This window comes from Affinundibacterium amnicola, from assembly GCF_014284275.1.
GTDB classification, from domain to species: Bacteria; Pseudomonadota; Gammaproteobacteria; order Burkholderiales; family Burkholderiaceae_D; genus Undibacterium; species Undibacterium amnicola.
The window spans coordinates 185,443-203,371 of record NZ_JACOFU010000004.1 but is presented as its reverse complement, the minus strand read 5'-3'; the positions used below and the strand labels follow the sequence as shown (position 1 = coordinate 203,371).

Genomic DNA, 17,929 nt, shown 5'->3' with positions numbered 1-17,929 from the left:
ATATACGATGTACTACAGGTTTATTTTTTTCCATAAGCCTCAATCAAACCAGCAATCGTTTCGAGCGGGACGATTTTATCAACCGCGCCCAATTTCACTGCTTCTTTTGGCATGCCATAAACCACACAAGTCTTCTCATCTTGTGCAATAGTTTCTGCACCGGCTTCATGCATATCACGCATGCCAAGAGCGCCATCGTCGCCCATCCCAGTCATGATGATGCCAAGTGCATTCCGGCCTGCACATTTTGCAACTGAACGAAACAGAACATCAACCGAAGGGCGATGGCGATTCACTGGCGGGGCATCGATAATTTCCACATGATACTGAGCACCACTGCGCTTGACTTGCATGTGTCGACCACCCGGTGCGACTAACGCGCGGCCTGGAATAAGCCGGTCGCCATTCTTTGCTTCCAGCACTTCCATTTCACAGATTTTATTTAGGCGATCGGCAAATGCTTCGGTAAATTTTTCCGGCATATGTTGGACGATAACGATGCCAGGAGCTGTTCGCGAAAGTTTTTTTAGCACCACTTCAAGTGCTTGTGTGCCACCCGTTGAAGTGCCGATGGCGACTAGTTTGTCTGTGGTCACCGCCATTGCACTGGTTAAGCTCGCGTTAAGAGCAGGCATGACTTCATCAATTTTTATTTTGTTAGGTGGTGCTGCTGCCGCGTTTATCGCACTGAGATTACGGAAAGGCCGCAGGTTGGCACCAGCCGCAGCCTTGACAGCTTGAACGATATCGCCAGCATCAATTTCAAGAAAATTTTTCAGCCCCGCTTTGGGTTTCGTAACGATCGCAACGGCTCCGGCTGCTAAAGCTTGCATTGATGTTGCGGCGCCTTTCTCGGTGAGGGTTGAGCAAATAATGACAGGGGTGGGCCGAATCGACATGATCTGCCTGAGAAAAGTAATGCCATCCATGCGCGGCATTTCTACGTCAAGCACAATGACGTCTGGCCAGTTTGAATTCATCTTGTCCATTGCAAAGATGGGATCGGGCGCTGACGCGATGACTTCAATGCCGCTATCTTTTGTTAGCAGAGCGGTTAAGACTTGTCGTACCACAGCAGAGTCGTCTACCAACATGACTTTGATTTTTGATTTCATTATTCTTTCATTTTATCTACATGTTTAACCCACACATCTCCGGACCATAGGTCAAACATAATATTTCGATGTCCGATGCCACCCAAGTGCTCGGACTTAATTTTAAAACCGTACTCTTCAAGTAGTTGCCGACCTATTTTTACATTCTGTTCGGATACCGAAAATACGCGTTGGTCTTGACCTGGGAATTGATTGCCTCCACCAAAAATTTTTACCTCGTAATCATGGACAGAAGTGTGAGAATTTTTGATTTCCTGCAGGAACAGGCGCATCACATCTTCGGCATATTTTCCATCAACTCCAACGCTATGTGGTGTGCGTTTATTTTTGGGTAGCATATAGTGACACATACCACCAATTCGTTTGATCGGATGCCACATAGTAATCGAAACGCAGGATCCTAAAATAGTACGGATGCGTGTTTCATGATCGCCGAAGTAAAACTCTCCCGGTTGTAAAAAAATATCAATATAGAAGCTAGGCTCATTCATAAAGTTTCGTTAGATGTCAGCGATATGCACAGGGAAGTTGTCCCTAAGCGGCCTTCTGATAGATTGAAGGGGCGATTAATTTCAGAGGCGAATCTAAACCATTGAGTGATTCTGAATGACTAACAATGAAATAGCCTCCCGGACGTAATCTTTCGCTGATCTTTTCCACCAGACGTTTTTTGGTGTCGCGATCAAAATAGATCATGACATTGCGTAGAAAAATGATTTCAAACATTCCAAGGTCGGGTAATGGTTCAATCAAATTGGCGATACTAAAGTGAACGCGTTGTCGAATTGCCGATTCGAGCAGAAAAAAATCTTCGAATTCCTCACGCCCTTTCAAGCAGTATTTCTTTAGCAGTTGGCGTGGGATTTTGTCTGCGGCGAGCATGGGATAAAGGCCACGCCGCGCCTTTTCGACCATGCGTGTCGAAATATCCGTGCCTATGACTTCCCAGTCGTTACTATGGAAGGACTCTGCCAGCGTGATTGCAATGGTGTAAGCTTCTTCCCCGCTGGAGCTTGCAGCACTCCAGATACGGATTTGACGTTGTCGTTGATACTGCGGAAAAGCGATATTTTTTAGAAAATCAAAATGCTTGGGTTCGCGAAAAAAATAGGTTTCGTTCGTCGTTAGTAAATCAATGGCGACCGTCGTTTCATCGTCGTACCCTGGGCGACCCAGCAAGGCAAAGTATTCACCATATGTCGTTAAATTGCGCTTACGCAGGCGCTTATCCAAACGCCCCATGACTAACGCCTGCTTACCCTCGTTTAAGGCGATGCCAGTTCGCTCATACAAAAAGCGAGAAATCCATTCAAACTCGTTTTTTTTAATCGCGACCTGGGTGGTAAATTTACTGGATTTAGTGTTCATGCTCCGACTCAGTGGAGTTCGTCAGCGCAGGTGCAATCGATTGTCCAAGGGCGAGCATTTCATCCACAGAAAGTACTCGGTCTAAGTTCAGCACAATAATGAATCGACCATCTTTTTTCGCCATTCCGCTGATAAAGTCCGGTCGGATTTTGGCGCCGAAAGAGGGTGGTGGTTCGATATCCGCGCTGGCAATTTCAATCACTTCATTGACGGCGTCAACGACGATACCAATACTCTGTGCATCTGCTTGATCACTTTGTTCCATTTCAATAATCACGATGCTGGTGCGACGAGAAATACTGGTGGTGCCACGATTAAATCGTGCGGTTAAATCCACCACAGGTACGACACGACCACGCAGATTAATGACCCCTCGGATAAAGTTCGGCATCATTGGTACTTCCGTTAAATCTCCATACTGAATAATTTCTTTAATATTTAATATACCGAGTGCAAAGACTTCGCCTCCAAGTACAAAGGTGAGGAACTGCGCTGATTCGGATGATGACTTGTCTTTACTACTAGTCAGAGCGCCGTTGTTCGCTGTGCTGATTGCATTCATACCGCTCTCCTAAAACCTTTCAAATTTTGCTTCGTCGACACTACTGCTGCCAAAATTTGGTTTGGCTCGTTTGGGGGTGCCGCGAACAACACTGCGCTCGTTAGTTTGTGTTGAATTAGATGACTTGTTACCTTGTCCGAGGTGAAAGAAGCTGACCAATTCAATTAATTGTTCAGCCTGACTTGTCATCTCTTCAGCAGTTGCTGCCAGCTCTTCACTCGACGATGCATTTTGTTGCGTGATTTGATTCATTTGATTCATCGCGGTGTTGATTTGTCCAACACCCGCGGATTGTTCTTGTGATGCTGCGGCAATTTCTTGCACCAGGTCAGAGGTGCGGCCAATGCCGGGAACAATTTCATCGATCAGATCACCCGCACGTTCAGCCGTCTTGACGCTACCGCTGGCCAGATCGCCAATTTCTTTAGCTGCAACTTGGCTACGCTCAGCCAATTTACGAACTTCCGCAGCTACGACGGCAAAACCTTTGCCATGCTCGCCAGCGCGCGCTGCTTCAATCGCAGCATTGAGCGCGAGCATATTGGTTTGATAAGCGATGTCATCAATGATGCCGATTTTCGATGCGATCTCTTTCATCGCCGACACCGTTTGTTTGACTGCACCGCCACCCTCAATGGCTTCTTTGGATGCCTTACCTGCAATGCCGTCAGTGACCTTGGCATTTTCTGCGTTTTGATTAATTCCCGCAGCCATTTGTTCAATGCTGGCGCTAGTTTCCTCTACGCTGGCCGCTTGCTCACTAGCCGCTTGTGAAAGTGCTTGTGAAGTGGCACTGACCTGTTCTGACGCATTCGATAATGCATCTGTCGCGTTGCGCACTTCGCCTACGATGGTCGCTAGTTTTTCGCATGCAGTATTCGCGTCTTCTTTGACTTGGTTAAACATTCCCGGCGCATCGCGTGTAATCCGTTGTCCCAGATCGCCAGTTGCTAAGCCGCCGAATATGCGTGCAATGTCCTCGATCGTTTGTGTTAATTTTTCACTAGCGGAGTTGGCGTTCTTCTTAACGTCGTCAAACATGCCAGTGTATTCACGTTCTATGCGTTGTGACAGATCACCTTCGGCAAATGATTCCAGTACCCGACTGACATCATTGAAGATAATCGAGGTAGTTTCCATCAAAGAGTTGACGCCAGAACAAAGCGCAAGAATCGGCCCTGTTTTTCCATCCAGTGGAATACGTTGACTGAGGTCGCCATCTTTTGCTGCCGAAGTAACTTTTTGCGCCTGCTCGACGGCTTCTTTGAGCATATTTGCTGCATTTATTTGTGCAGTGACATCGGTGGCAATTTTAACGATCTTGAAGATACGGCCCATCTCATCTTTGACTGGCGCATAAACTGCTTGTATCCAGATTTCTTTACGTGATTTGGTAATCCGTTTAAATACGTTACTTTGTGCTTTGCCAGCATTGAGATCCGCCCAAAATTGGGCATATTCAGGCAGGTTAGATTGCAACGGGTCGACAAAGGTACGATGGTGCTTTCCCTTTATTTCATCTAGCTGATATTCGACCAGAGCCAGAAAATTTTTGTTTGCCAACAGAACGTTGCCACCGAGGTCAAACTCGATATAGCCATAAGATTCGTCGATTGCATCTAACACGCCCTTGGCATTTTGACGTTCGAGTTCCTGTACCGTGATGTCATAGCGCACGCCTAAGTATTTTGTCGGTTTCCCGTTTTCACCCAGGAATGGTGCGATGACTGCATCGACGTAGTAAGGCGTGCCGTCTTTCGCGCGATTTTTGATCACCCCGCGAAATGTACCGCCGCGTCCTATGGTCGACCAAACCTGTTTAAACGTCTCTTTCGACATATCAGGATGACGGGTGGTGTTATGTGGTTTGCCTATCAATTCATCTCGGTTATATTTTGACACCTCAGTGAATTTATCATTGACCGTGACGATGTCGCCTTTCAGATCCGCAAATGAGACGATGCTGGTGAGATCCATGATGTCAGATCGGACTTTTAATTCTTGTGATAGCTCTGCTATTTGTTTTCGTAGTGCTGCCAGCTCAGTGGCCTGTGCCTCAAGTTGCGCGCCACTGACCAGTTTTGAAATCCAAGATGTATTGACTTGACTCATTTCATATCCCCTAAAATAGTGTGAGCGTATCTGATGAAAGTAACGAAATTCGGTTGTTCATATTGATTTTGTCTATATCAATAGCAGCTTGAAGAATCAATGCTGTCATTAATAAATTAAATCAAATTAATTTAAATCCATTCATGCATGGAAGTGGCATCGCCTTAAATGACTTTGATTGCATGATCTTTTTACCTATTAGAATTTTGCGGCACTGCTAGTAGTCGTTTCTGCTCCATTCTTGAGTAGTGTTGCGTCATACTCGTCACACTTAAAATTAAGGCGACTTCGCCACTGCCTAAAATGGTGGAACCACCGATACCTTGCAGATGGCCGAATAGTTTTCCTAGAGGTTTAATGACGGTTTGAAATTCACCCATCAGTCGATCAACTACCAAGCCAGTTTTATTCGTGCCATTGCCGATGACAACGACATTCTGACGGCGTGGTTCTGCGCCCTCAATTTCAAACATTTTTCGTAGACGAATAAACGGTAACACTTCACCGCGCAGATCCATAAAATCACGCTCTGCGCACTCTTTAGGTAGCTCGACACACTCCACTACTTGGTCAAGTGGAATGACAAAGGAAGATTTACCGACACCCACTAAGAAACCATCAATAATTGCTAAAGTAAGCGGCATGCGGATGCGCATGGTTGCCCCTACGCCGATTTCACTATCGATGTCGATACTGCCTCGTAGCGACGTGACATTGCGTTTGACAACATCCATGCCAACACCACGACCTGAAAGATTTGAGATCTGATCTGCGGTTGAAAAACCAGGTTCGAAAATTAAGGCATAAATTTCTTTATCGCTTAATGCGGTGCCTTCTGAAACCAAGCCTTTTTCAATGGCTTTCGCCAAAATTTTGTCGCGATTTAATCCACCGCCATCATCGCTGACTTCAATCACAATACTGCCAGATTCGTGATAAGCATTGAGCCGTAAAGTTCCTTGGGCTGGTTTGCCGCGTGCGATTCTGATCGAGGCAGCTTCAATGCCATGATCCATAGAATTACGAACAAGATGCATCAATGGATCGCCAATTTTGTCGACGACAGATTTGTCAACCTCAGTATCCCCACCCGAAATTTCAAGCAGAATATCTTTACCAAGTTCGATGCTGACATCGCGGACCACACGTTGGAAGCGACTGAACGTCGTACCGATGGGAACCATTCTTAATTGCAATGCACTATCGCGAACTTCTTCTACCAATCGCATGACTTCACTGGTTGATTCGAGTAGTGCGACATCATTTGATTTTGTTGCCCGAAGATTCGCACCGGCTCCTGCGATGACTAACTCACCGACCAGATCAATCAATCTATCGAGCCTCTCCGCATCAACACGAATGTTTTGTTTTTCTCTTGCTTTGGTATCTTTAACTTGCTGTTGTTTGTGAAGTGCGGCATTTAAGATAGGTTCTTGCAGCATCTCTTGCTTGACCAGAATTTCTCCGATCGGCGCCTCATGGGTTTCTCCGCGCGTGATGCCTTGACGCTGCTTTTGTAAATTCAAACACTCTTCCAACTCATGCTTCGTTAGCACACCACTCTTAATTAGAATTTCTCCGAGCAGTTCATCATCATTCGGTAAGTTGTTGATAATGTCGATGTACTCATCAATTTTGCTGCGCGGCGGTACGATACGAATAACACTATCTTCGCGCACAAATTCAAAAACGTTTTCAATGGCTTCTTTGCTCGCACTACTTTTGAGTACGACTTCAAATCCAAGGTAACAACTTTCCGCATCCATCTGATCCAACTGGGGAATGTTGTCGGTAATGGTTATCAGATTAATGACATCGCCCAAAGTGCTCAGATAGCGAATAAATGACAGTGGATCCATGCCGTTACGCAGACAATCCGATCCGAATCGAAGCGATAAATACCAGTTTCCCGAGTCGACTAAACCGCCGCCAGAGGATTGCGCATGTTGTTCGTGTTGTTGCGCAATGTCAGAGCGTTGATCTGGCGAGTTACCATCAGCGAATTTGCTTAGCTGTTCATGTAAGGCAGTACCCGCAGACAGTTGTTCAGCGGTTCCTTCAATATGACCAGAAGCGACACCGTCAATCAGGTTGCTAATGTGATCGCGACACGGCAGCAGAACCGCAATTAAGTCAGAGGAAACGGCAATTTCTTCGTTGCGTAGCATATCTAGTATGCTCTCCACCACGTGGGTGAAATGAACAATATGGTCTAAACCAAACAAGCCCGCAGAACCTTTGATGGTATGGGCTGCGCGAAAGATTGCACCGATGGCATCGTGCGGATTATCGTCATGTTCCAGACCTAATAAACCGTCTTCCATATCTTGTAGTAATTCGCGGCTTTCGACTACAAAGGTATCTAGCGCAGCCTTCATTTCATCTTCAAAACTCATACGAAATCTCCCGCGATTTACTCAAGTTAAAATAACTTGGTCACCAAACGTTGCTGTCATATTGCACATCTCTAAGACTTCTAATACTGCTTTGCTATGCATGGTGTAACGCAGTTTTTTGTTGCGTCGGATGGCTTCTTGTTTCATCAAAATGAGTACTTGTAAGCCCGCGCTATCCATTTCTGAAACTTGCGAAAGATTGAGTTCCAACTCATCATCAGATTCAAGAAATTCTTGTAGCTGAAGTTTCTCTATCGCGGCGGTATAAATTGTCAGCTCGCCAGAAATTGCATGTGAATTCACATTGCACCTTTTACGGTAAGATAAGTTTTGAAACTGCAGCAAGCATTTGCGCTGGTTGAAAGGGTTTAACTACCCACGCTTTTGCGCCAGCAGCTTGGCCTTGTAGTTTTTTACCTTCTTGGGATTCCGTAGTCAGCATGATGATGGGTGTGAATTTGTACATAGGTAGCTTTTTCACTTCCTGTACAAAAGTAATACCGTCCATGTTGGGCATGTTTACGTCAGAAATAATCAGATGTATCTTCTGCCCCTTCAATTTTCCTAGGGCGTCTTTACCGTCTATTCCCTCAATGACTTCGTAACCAGCGCCACGTAAGGCCAAACCAACTACTTGTCTGACAGATGCGGAATCGTCTACTACCATTACTGTTTTTGCCATGTTATTCCTCGATCATGAAATGTTTTTGAAATTTGACTAAAGCGAGTGAAGCACCTGCCGCACATAATGGCGATGTGTGCAGAGTATTTGTGAGGGCTTTGAGAATTGTGGTCTGATTTGGCGCAACATCAATGCACGGCTAAACGCTTGCGCGTTTAGTATCCGCAAGGTGCGGCGTGATTTAGCTGGCGTGGTGATTAAGTTCATCGTCTTTATTGCATATGGTTGATACCACAACGAATATTACGAACTGCCTTGATACCTTGCTGACCTGCACAAATCTGTCAAACCACTCAATCAAAATGTGTTAAGACTTTGGCTGATGGCAAGATGGATTCAGATTGTTATTTTGTTGCTTTGTAGATATAGCTTAGCATGCTTCCAAATGGACTTGTGATATTTGTCGATCGATATTCTGCAGTTTTTACAGGTAAAGTTTTAAAGATCTTTAAATCTTCAATTGACGTGATTTTTTTAACGTAAAAAAGAACGGAGAATTTGATGATGTCAAGAAATGACGGTGGCGTAACAGCGCACTTAATTTGCTTGGCTTCGTCTGAATTGGCGCTGTGTTTTGTGGGATTTGTATCAAACGATGAAGAAATTTTACAGGACTACTTTACATGTAAATGCCCTGTAAAATGCGTTGAGTTTGATTGAGGCAGGTGTTGTATCTGCGCTATATACAGCGAGTTTGACGCTGAATTTATTCGTTTTATTCACCACCAGCAAAGCCATTTTGCCGCCAGGCTTCATACACTACGATCGCAACAGTATTGGATAAATTTAAGCTACGGTTGTCTGGACGCATAGGTAGGCGAATGCGTTGTGATCGCGGAAATGATTCGCGTAACTCCTGTGCGAGGCCTCGTGTTTCAGCGCCGAACACAAAATAATCTCCTGCTTGAAAGGCGATCGATGAGAAGGTGGATGATCCATGCGTCGTCATTGCAAAAAGGCGAGAGGCCGGTGGCTGTTCACTCGCGATGAACGCATCCCAGTTCTGATGTACTTTCATTTTTGCATATTCATGATAATCGAGACCAGCGCGTTTTAACTTGCTATCTTCCAAAGGAAAACCTAGTGGCTCGATTAAATGAAGCTGCACACCGGCGTTGGCGCACAAGCGAATAATATTGCCAGTATTGGGTGGGATTTCTGGTTCGACTAAAACAACATTAAACAAGGCGATTCCTTTAATGAAGAGAATAAGTGAGGTAAATCAAGTATCGCATGATAGCGCATCGCGCATGACTTGATCTCGGCACGTTCATTAATTGATGCAAATTGTTTTGTGAATTATTGCCTTACCGTGCGTGCAAAAACGAAGTTCGAAACGCGCGCTGCGCCATACCGCTTGAGTAGTTTGGCGATTTCATTGAGCGTAGTTCCGGTCGTCATTACATCATCAATAATTCCTACGTTTTGACCATCGATTAAATGCACTAAGTCGGGATGAATTGAAAATGCGCTTTGTACATTGCGATGGCGTTGATCTGGATGTAGCTGGCTTTGCGGTAAGGTATCTTTCAGCCGCCAAAGTAGATCTGAATACAGTGGTATGGCTAGTAATCGGCTAATTGGGCGGGCAATTTCCATTGCCTGGTTAAAGCCGCGTGAGATTAATCGCTGTCGGCTTAGTGGCACCGGGCATAAAAGCGCAGGCATATTGGTGCCGCTGTCCCGATGCTGACAGATCGTTTTCCCTAAAAGTCGTGCAATGGTTTCAGCCTGAAATAAGTGGCCGCCAAATTTTAGTGCTAACACGATGCTATCAATCGGTGCTTGATAATCTGTGCAAGCTAGCGTGATATCAAAAAAGGGTGGGGTGCTGAGACAAGCGCCACAGAGCTGCGTCTGTTGAGTGAATAGTGGTAACGCACACTTGGTACAGCGAGGCGTTTGATTTACCAGAAAGTGAGTGTGACATGCATTGCAGATATTCGTTTCTGATACTGAGCCACAAAGTGTGCAATATGTTGGTAGCAGAAATTGAAAGATGTTATGCATATTTCGAATTGGTAGGGATTAAAAAGATGCGTCGCGATAAAGCAAATGACAGTCTGAACGGTTACACTTCTGCGCATTCATCATCAAGGATTCTGTAGACATGCTGAGTATACAATTAAAGTACAAATTGACATGTCTAATTTAAATTATGTTAAGTGCACCAATTCAATTGTCTGAAGTTCGTCGTTTGTTCTCCACGCCAGCTAGAGTGCGAGACTCTCTTTTTCTGCGTCAGGAAGTCGCGCAAAGAATGGCCGAAAAGCTTGATTTGATCCGGATTGATGCCAAACGGGTTGTCGATGCGGGATGTGGTGAGGGAGCTGATTTGCTTCGTCTAAGTGAGCGCTTTCCGCAGGCACAGCAAGTATTGGGAATTGATGCCTCATGGCAGGCCTTGCATCGATCTGAAATCGCGAGTGTCTCCGCTGGCTCGGTGTTACGCGGTTTATTCAGCCGTTTTCTTCCTGATCAAAGTAAGCATGCGAGGGATGCAAAGCTTGCTGTAACTTGTGGCGATTTTGCAAAGCTCCCTTTGGCGGCAAATATGGTTGATGTGCTTTGGTCTAATTTGGCATTGCATTGGCATCCGCAACCAGATCAGGTGTTGCAAGAGTGGTTCCGAGTTTTGGCGCGTAACGGTATCGTGATATTTTCCAGTTTTGGTCCGGATACCTTGCTGGAATTGCGACAGGCTTTTGCGCAAATAGACGATGATTCTCATACTTTACCGTTTGTTGATATGCACGATTTTGGCGACATGTTAGTAGCAGCCGGATTTGCTACGCCAGTGATGGATGTTGAGCGCATCACTTTGCGTTATCAAGATGTGCAACGATTGTTGGCAGATGTTAGGGCACTTGGTGGAAACCCTCTTTCGAATCGTCGTCGTGGTTTATTGGGCAAATCGGCCTTCGCCTATTTAAAGACTGAGTTGGAAAAAAAGCGCGGAGAAGATGGACGAATTCCTTTAACAATCGAAGTTGTATTTGGGCATGCCTTTAAGCCCGTTCCCACAAAACTTGCCAGTGGGGAATCAATTATTCAATTTGACGCCATGAAAAAATAAATAAATTTCAGCAATTTTTATTGCCAATAAAAAAGTTTGATGGCCTTTATTCCTTAGCAAAAATCAAGATTGTCAATATGATTTTGCGCAGCTGAACCATGATTTCTTCTTGATATAGCTCAGCTTTACGCTTTATACTCTCGCAGTTGTGGAAGTTGTCAGTATTTTCTTTTGGCAATTTCTGTTGAAAATTCTAATAGGTTTTTGGGGAAATCATGAAACATGCTATGCGATTAAAGTCGAGAACGCTTGGCGCCTCCTTGGTGCTCGGTGCTTCGCTTTTGACTGCTGGGATGCCAGCTTGGGCCGTTAAAGATAGCCCAGGTGGTCCTGCCGTCAAGCAGTTAAACCTGCAAACACCCGTGACACAAATCGCGGAGCAAATCTACTCCATCCATAACCTCATGCTTTACATTTGCTTGGCGATTTTCGTTGCAGTGTTCGGTGTGATGTTTTATTCCATTTTGAAACATCGTAAGTCTTTGGGTCATAAGCCTGCGACTTTCCATGAAAGCACAACGGTTGAGATCTTGTGGACGATCGTGCCATTCTTCATCGTGATCGGCATGGCGTTGCCAGCGACTAAGACTGTCGTGGCAATGAAAGATACGTCGAATGCTGATATCACAATTAAGGCAACGGGTATGCAGTGGAAATGGGGTTACGACTACCTCAAAGGTGAGGGTGAAGGTATTGCATTCTTGTCGACCTTAGCGACTCCACGTACTCAAGTCGGTGCTCCAGGCCTTGCTCCTACAGAAGCACGCGGTGTGAATTATTTGTTGGAAGTGGATAACGAAGTTGTTGTGCCAGTCAATAAAAAGATCCGCATTATCACGACAGCTAATGACGTGATCCACGGTTGGACAATTCCAGCTTTCGGTGTAAAACAAGATGCGATTCCAGGTTTCGTTCGTGATACTTGGTTTAAGGCAGAAAAAATTGGTACATACCGTGGTCAATGCGTTGAATTGTGCGGTAAGGAACATGCGTTCATGCCTATCGTTGTACGCGTGGTATCCGATGCAGATTACACCGCTTGGGTTGATGGCAAGAAAAAAGAAATGGCTGCGAAAGCAGATGATCCAACAAAAGTATGGACCGTCGATGAATTGAAACAACGCGGAGAAAGCGTCTACACAGCCAATTGCGTTGCTTGCCATCAAGCTAACGGTAAAGGTGTTCCAGGTGCATTCGCCGCTTTAGATGGTTCGGCAATGGTCAATGGCCCGAAGGCTGAACAGATCAACATCTTGTTGAATGGTAAAGCAGGCATGCCAGCATGGAAAGCTACATTGTCAGATACAGAAATTGCTGCGGTGATTACTTATACCCGTAATAGCTGGTCGAATAAGGCAGCAGAAAATATCGTCCAGCCAGCCGAAGTTTTGGCTGCGCGTAAGTAATTGAACAGGAGATAGAGATGAGTAATACAGTAGCTGATCACGCACACGATCACTCTCATGGTCACGACGACCACGCACACGATCATCATGATCACCCGCATGGCTGGCGTCGTTATTTGTTCGCAACCAATCATAAAGATATCGGTAACTTGTATCTGTGGTTCGCATTCTCAATGTTGATGCTTGGTGGCGTCATGGCCTTGGGTATTCGCAGTGAATTGTTCCAACCAGGTTTGCAATTGATGCAGCCAGAGTTTTTCAATCAGTTGACCACGATGCACGGCTTGATCATGGTTTTCGGTGCGATTATGCCGGCATTCGTTGGCTTTGCTAACTGGATGATTCCATTGCAAATCGGCGCATCCGATATGGCATTTGCCCGTATGAATAACTTTTCATTCTGGTTGATGCCACCTGCAGCATTGCTGTTGGCTGGTTCCTTCTTTGTTCCAGGTGGTGCAACTGCTGCTGGCTGGACTTTGTATGCACCATTGTCGACACAAATGGGGCCTGGTATGGACTTAGCGATTTTCGCTGTGCATATCATGGGAGCATCTTCCATTATGGGTTCGATCAACATCATCACTACCATCTTGAACATGCGCGCTCCTGGCATGACTTTGATGAAGATGCCTATGTTCTGCTGGACTTGGCTGATTACTGCGTATTTGTTGATCGCGGTTATGCCAGTATTGGCAGGCGCGATTACGATGACTTTGACTGACCGTCATTTCGGCACGTCTTTCTTTAATGCTGCTGGTGGCGGTGATCCAGTGATGTACCAACATATTTTCTGGTTCTTCGGACATCCAGAGGTATACATCATGATTTTGCCAGCCTTCGGTATCGTTTCCCAAATCATCCCAGCATTTGCACGTAAGCCATTGTTTGGTTACGCATCGATGGTGTATGCAACTGCATCTATCGCGATTTTGTCCTTCATCGTTTGGGCGCATCACATGTTCACAACCGGTATGCCAGTCACGGCACAGTTGTTCTTCATGTACGCAACGATGTTGATTTCGATTCCAACTGGCGTGAAAGTGTTTAACTGGATTGCAACGATGTGGAAAGGTTCGATGACTTTCGAAACACCTATGTTGTTCGCTGTTGGTTTTATCTTTGTATTTACGATGGGTGGCTTTACAGGTTTGATTTTGGCGGTAACGCCGATTGATATTCAGTTGCAAGATACTTACTACGTTGTGGCGCATTTCCACTATGTTTTGGTTGCGGGTTCCTTGTTTGCCTTGTTCGCTGGTTACTACTACTGGGGACCAAAGTGGACAGGTTTCATGTACAACGAAACACGCGGTAAGATTCATTTCTGGATGTCTCTGATCACTTTCAATATCACTTTCTTCCCTATGCACTTCTTGGGACTCGCTGGTATGCCACGTCGTTATGCTGACTACCCAGCACAGTTCGCTGATTTTAATTTGATCGCTTCAGTGGGTGCATTTGGTTTCGGTTTGATGCAGGTTTATTTCATCTTGTTCGTGGTCATCCCATCGATCAAAGGTGGTAAGCCAGCGGGTGATAAGCCATGGGACGGCGCTGAAGGTTTGGAATGGACTGTGCCAAGCCCAGCACCATTCCATACGTTTGAAGAGCCACCTGTGTTTAAATAAATAATGGAATTTGACTCCGGCTAACGCTGGGGTCACCTGAAAAATGAAAAACCAAAATAAAACTAATCTCAAAACTGCATTGATCTTGGCATCGGTGGTTTTGGTGTTTTTTATTGGCGTGTTCGCAAAGCAAACTTTCTTGCGTTAAGACTGAATCGAGATTTACATGTCTGAGGAATTGAAGCAAAAGGCAGCGGAAGTGAGCGGCGAAGATCAAGTAGTTACCAAAAAACTTAATTTCTTGATGCTAAAGAAATTAGTGATTATTGCGGTAGTGATGTTCGGCTTTGGTTACGCTTTAATTCCGATTTACAAGCAGATTTGTGAGATTACTGGTATCAATATTTTGACACCAAAAGATATCTCTGCTGATGCTGTTGTGAATTCTCAAGTAGATAAAAGCCGGTTAATCACGATTGAATTTGATGCAAATACCCAGGGACCTTGGCGTTTTCGTCCAACCGTTTCTAGTTTGCAGGTGCACCCCGGTGAAATGGCGCAGGTTGTTTATGAGGTTGTGAATAAACAATCTTATAAAATGGATGCACAGGCAATTCCGAGCTATGCGCCACAACAAGCTGGAACGTTTTTCAAGAAGATGGAATGTTTTTGTTTTCAGCAGCAAACATTGGAAGCAAATGAAGCACGTCAAATGCCTGTATCGTTTTTTATTGATCCCGCATTACCAAAAGATGTGAAGACAATTACCCTGTCTTATACTTTTTTTGAAGTTGGTCTAAAGCCAACGGCGAGTAAAACAGGATCGTAAAATAATACGACATCGATTTCGAATAGATCGAAAGTGCGCAGGTAAATATGGACGACTTAAAGCAAGCATCAAAACGTAAAGCATCGTTTTTGGCGACCATGAAAGCGGTGTTGTGGTCGTTTTTAGGAATACGTAAGAAAAGTGCTTATGAACAGGATGCAGCACAACTAAACCCTGTCCATGTCATTATTGCAGGATTGATAGGCGCGGCAATCTTCATAACGGTGTTGGTTTTGATTGTGAAGCAGGTTGTTGCAAAATAAAGAAATTAAAGAAATTAGTTAATATTAGTTAATAATTGAGTCTAAAAAATTGTATCGGGAGATGGAAATGAGTTCTCACAACGCTAGTGCACCTTACTATTTTGTGCCAGGTCTTTCACAGTGGCCAGTCTTAGGTGCTACTACTTTATTGCTGACGATGATCGGTGCATCTGCCTGGGTGAATGGCATCACATGGGGTGCTTACCTCAATTTAACTGGTGTCTTTTTGACCTTGGTCGTATTGTACAAGTGGTTTGGTGATGCGATCGCTGAATCAGAAGGTGGAAAATACAGTGCACGTATTGACGTATCTTTCCGCTGGAGTATGAGCTGGTTTATTTTTTCTGAAGTGATGTTCTTCGGCGCATTCTTCGGCGCTTTGTTTTATGCGCGTAGCATCAGTATGCCTTGGTTGGCAGATTTAGATCACAAAGTATTGTGGCCGGATTTTGCTGCACAATGGGGTAATGTTGGCCCAGCAGGTACGGTTGAAGCGTTTAAAACGATGGGACCATTCCCAATCCCAACCATCAATACCGCGTTATTGTTGGCATCTGGTGTGACTTTAACGATTTCTCATCACGCTATTCGTGAAGGTCTTCGCGCTAAAACAGCCATTTGGTTGTTTGCCACCATTTTGTTGGGTGCAGTTTTCATGGGATTCCAAGTTTATGAATACATGCATGCGTACAGCGATTTGAATTTGAAATTGACCTCTGGCATCTATGGTTCTACATTCTTTATGTTAACTGGCTTCCATGGTTTCCACGTCACGATGGGCGCGATTATGTTGTCAGTTGTTCTGTATCGCTTGATGAAGGGGCACTTCACAGCAGAGAATCATTTTGCATTTGAAGGCGCAGCTTGGTACTGGCACTTTGTCGACGTGGTATGGTTGGGCTTGTATGTCGTTGTGTACTGGTTATAATCGCCACTGCTGAATTAATACAGTTGAAGAAAAAGCCGCACTGTGTGCGGCTTTTTCTTCATGTGGCTTATCGTAAAACTGTTTGATTTAGCGAATTCCTGTGGGCTGGATTAATCCATAGTGATTAGCGATCAAAATTAACACAAATAGACTCACGGAAAAACCGACGCGAAAAGCCAAAGCCTTTACGGTACGATTGCTTTTTCCTTTGTCTTTCATTAGATAAACTAAAGCTGAGCCTAAACTAAAAAAAATGAGTAAGAAGGCGATGGCAACCAGAATTTTCATGATAATCACTTTTTCCGCAAAAGAGCTATTGTAATGCTTAAGTCCCGATTGATTCGTATCTTGCCCTTGCTTGCCACGGCAATATTATGTGCGACTGGTATTGCATTGGGAAATTGGCAGACTAGGCGAGCAGAGGAAAAGGAAGCGATTGCCGCGGTCATGCAGGAGCAATTACGACAAGCGCCTGTTGTCCTGAGTGGTTCGCAAGATTTCGGCCGCTTGCGAGCATTTCAAAAAGTAAAACTTAAAGGCCAGTTTGCGCGTGACTGGTCTTTGTATCTGGATAATCGCCCCCTTTATGGCGTGGCCGGATTCTATGTTCTCATGCCATTTAAGATTGATGGAAGCAAACAATCGGTCTTGGTGGCGCGTGGCTGGCTGCAGCGCAATCCAGTGGAACGGACTAAAATACCCACTTTGCTGACTGATCAAGGCATCATTGAGATCGAGGGTGTCGTTCGTGATCAATTAGATCGCACTATGCAGCTCGGAAAATCTGAGATCTTAAAGCCCGCCAGCATAGTTCAAAGTGTGCCATTTGATGATTTGCGCAAGCAAACTGGATTGGCAATAGTTGATAAGGTATTGGAGCAAACATCCAATGCTAGTGATGGTTTGATACGTGATTGGCCAAAGCCGTCGGCTGGGTCAGATAAACATCGTGCTTATGCATTTCAATGGTATGGCTTGGCTTTGATGGCAGCCATCTTTTTCGTTGTTACAGGAATTCGTCGTGGAAAAAACAGAAAATAAAAAAACTGCTGGTCGTTGGAAATTGCTAGCGGTTTTGGCGGTGTGCGCATCGCCATTGATCGCATCGTATTTCACTTATTACGTGATTAAGCCAGGCCCGAAAAACAATTATGGTAGCTTAATTGATCCGCGCCAACATCCTATGCCAACTTTGGGTTTGCAAAGTGAAGAAGGCAAAGTTATTGAGCTCAGCAGTTTAAAAGGTAAGTGGCTGATATTACAAATAGATGATGCTAGTTGCGCTGAAGTTTGCCAGCGTAAACTGCTGGAGATCCGCCAATTGCGCCTGGCGCAAGGCAAGAATATGGATCGCATAGAAAGAGTTTGGTTGATCACTGATGCGCAAGCAGTCGCAGAAAAATTAAAACCAGGTATCGCCGGCACACATTTACTCCGCAGTGATAAAAGCAAGTTAGAAAAATGGCTGCCAACGGAGTTGGGTACCAATCTTCATGACCATATATATCTCGTTGATCCTTTGGGTAATTTGATGATGCGTTATCCAAAAGATGCTGATCCGAATAAGATCAAAAAAGACTTGTCTAAGCTGCTCAGGGCATCGGCAATCGGCTAATTCATT

Annotated in this window: 20 protein-coding genes and 1 pseudogene; 9 read left to right on the top strand and 12 right to left on the bottom strand. The window is 44.9% G+C overall.

What is annotated here, in order from left to right; genetic code table 11:
- Positions 1-20: 20 nt before the first annotated feature.
- From H8K33_RS11480 to H8K33_RS20240, 11 genes and pseudogenes are all read right to left on the bottom strand, one after another.
- Positions 21-1,115, bottom strand: coding sequence for a protein-glutamate methylesterase/protein-glutamine glutaminase (locus H8K33_RS11480; protein WP_186891175.1), 1,095 nt, complete (start codon positions 1,113-1,115; stop codon positions 21-23).
- The gene (locus H8K33_RS11475; protein ID WP_186891174.1) at positions 1,115-1,606 is read right to left on the bottom strand and encodes a chemotaxis protein CheD; all 492 of its coding nucleotides are present in this window, start codon (positions 1,604-1,606) and stop codon (positions 1,115-1,117) included. The genes H8K33_RS11480 and H8K33_RS11475 overlap by 1 nt, the downstream gene beginning before the upstream one ends.
- A gap of 43 nt (positions 1,607-1,649) precedes the next feature.
- Complete coding sequence (locus H8K33_RS11470) at positions 1,650-2,483, bottom strand: CheR family methyltransferase (RefSeq protein ID WP_186891173.1); 834 nt, start codon at positions 2,481-2,483, stop codon at positions 1,650-1,652.
- On the bottom strand, positions 2,473-3,045 hold the full coding sequence (locus tag H8K33_RS11465) for a chemotaxis protein CheW (RefSeq protein WP_186891172.1): 573 nt from the start codon (positions 3,043-3,045) through the stop codon (positions 2,473-2,475). Before H8K33_RS11465 ends, H8K33_RS11470 begins: the two co-directional genes overlap by 11 nt.
- Before the next feature lie 9 nt (positions 3,046-3,054).
- The gene (locus H8K33_RS11460; protein ID WP_186891171.1) at positions 3,055-5,157 is read right to left on the bottom strand and encodes a methyl-accepting chemotaxis protein; all 2,103 of its coding nucleotides are present in this window, start codon (positions 5,155-5,157) and stop codon (positions 3,055-3,057) included.
- A gap of 191 nt (positions 5,158-5,348) precedes the next feature.
- On the bottom strand, positions 5,349-7,553 hold the full coding sequence (locus H8K33_RS11455) for a chemotaxis protein CheA (RefSeq protein ID WP_186891170.1): 2,205 nt from the start codon (positions 7,551-7,553) through the stop codon (positions 5,349-5,351).
- Between the two features lie 21 nt (positions 7,554-7,574).
- The gene (locus H8K33_RS11450; protein ID WP_186891169.1) at positions 7,575-7,856 is read right to left on the bottom strand and encodes an STAS domain-containing protein; all 282 of its coding nucleotides are present in this window, start codon (positions 7,854-7,856) and stop codon (positions 7,575-7,577) included.
- 10 nt (positions 7,857-7,866) lie between these two features.
- Positions 7,867-8,235, bottom strand: coding sequence for a response regulator (locus H8K33_RS11445; RefSeq protein WP_186891168.1), 369 nt, complete (start codon positions 8,233-8,235; stop codon positions 7,867-7,869).
- 715 nt (positions 8,236-8,950) lie between these two features.
- On the bottom strand, positions 8,951-9,421 hold the full coding sequence (gene trmL, locus H8K33_RS11440; RefSeq protein ID WP_186891167.1) for a tRNA (uridine(34)/cytosine(34)/5-carboxymethylaminomethyluridine(34)-2'-O)-methyltransferase TrmL: 471 nt from the start codon (positions 9,419-9,421) through the stop codon (positions 8,951-8,953).
- 113 nt (positions 9,422-9,534) lie between these two features.
- Entirely contained in the window at positions 9,535-10,002 is a 468-nt protein-coding gene (locus H8K33_RS20180) for a phosphoribosyltransferase family protein (RefSeq protein WP_186891166.1), read from the bottom strand.
- A gap of 78 nt (positions 10,003-10,080) precedes the next feature.
- Positions 10,081-10,245, bottom strand: a pseudogene (locus H8K33_RS20240) (double zinc ribbon domain-containing protein); the annotation flags it as partial.
- A gap of 148 nt (positions 10,246-10,393) precedes the next feature.
- Here H8K33_RS20240 and H8K33_RS11430 point away from each other — a divergent pair.
- The 7 genes from H8K33_RS11430 (at position 10,394) to H8K33_RS11405 (ending at position 16,308) form a co-directional block, all read left to right on the top strand.
- On the top strand, positions 10,394-11,311 hold the full coding sequence (locus H8K33_RS11430) for a methyltransferase domain-containing protein (RefSeq protein ID WP_186891165.1): 918 nt from the start codon (positions 10,394-10,396) through the stop codon (positions 11,309-11,311).
- A gap of 215 nt (positions 11,312-11,526) precedes the next feature.
- Positions 11,527-12,717, top strand: a complete 1,191-nt coding sequence (gene coxB, locus H8K33_RS11425; RefSeq protein ID WP_186891164.1) for a cytochrome c oxidase subunit II — start codon at positions 11,527-11,529, stop codon at positions 12,715-12,717.
- 17 nt (positions 12,718-12,734) lie between these two features.
- Positions 12,735-14,348, top strand: coding sequence for a cytochrome c oxidase subunit I (gene ctaD / locus H8K33_RS11420; protein ID WP_186891163.1), 1,614 nt, complete (start codon positions 12,735-12,737; stop codon positions 14,346-14,348).
- 43 nt (positions 14,349-14,391) lie between these two features.
- A complete protein-coding gene (locus H8K33_RS19750) occupies positions 14,392-14,496 on the top strand; it encodes a cytochrome oxidase small assembly protein (protein WP_222613390.1) in 105 nt (34 codons plus the stop codon).
- Positions 14,497-14,547: 51 nt separating this feature from the next.
- Complete coding sequence (locus tag H8K33_RS11415) at positions 14,548-15,117, top strand: cytochrome c oxidase assembly protein (protein ID WP_390319664.1); 570 nt, start codon at positions 14,548-14,550, stop codon at positions 15,115-15,117.
- Positions 15,118-15,164: 47 nt separating this feature from the next.
- Complete coding sequence (locus tag H8K33_RS11410; protein WP_186891161.1) at positions 15,165-15,380, top strand: DUF2970 domain-containing protein; 216 nt, start codon at positions 15,165-15,167, stop codon at positions 15,378-15,380.
- Positions 15,381-15,447: 67 nt separating this feature from the next.
- Positions 15,448-16,308, top strand: coding sequence for a cytochrome c oxidase subunit 3 (locus H8K33_RS11405; protein WP_186891160.1), 861 nt, complete (start codon positions 15,448-15,450; stop codon positions 16,306-16,308).
- An 87-nt stretch (positions 16,309-16,395) separates the two neighbouring features.
- Here H8K33_RS11405 and H8K33_RS11400 read toward each other — a convergent pair whose 3' ends face one another.
- Complete coding sequence (locus H8K33_RS11400) at positions 16,396-16,596, bottom strand: twin transmembrane helix small protein (RefSeq protein ID WP_186891159.1); 201 nt, start codon at positions 16,594-16,596, stop codon at positions 16,396-16,398.
- A gap of 33 nt (positions 16,597-16,629) precedes the next feature.
- Here H8K33_RS11400 and H8K33_RS11395 point away from each other — a divergent pair, with 33 nt between their 5' ends.
- Together H8K33_RS11395 and H8K33_RS11390 are read left to right on the top strand one after the other, a co-directional pair.
- Positions 16,630-17,349, top strand: coding sequence for an SURF1 family protein (locus H8K33_RS11395; protein WP_186891158.1), 720 nt, complete (start codon positions 16,630-16,632; stop codon positions 17,347-17,349).
- Positions 17,330-17,923, top strand: a complete 594-nt coding sequence (locus tag H8K33_RS11390; RefSeq protein WP_343043817.1) for an SCO family protein — start codon at positions 17,330-17,332, stop codon at positions 17,921-17,923. The genes H8K33_RS11395 and H8K33_RS11390 overlap by 20 nt, the downstream gene beginning before the upstream one ends.
- The last annotated feature ends 6 nt before the right edge of the window (positions 17,924-17,929 follow it).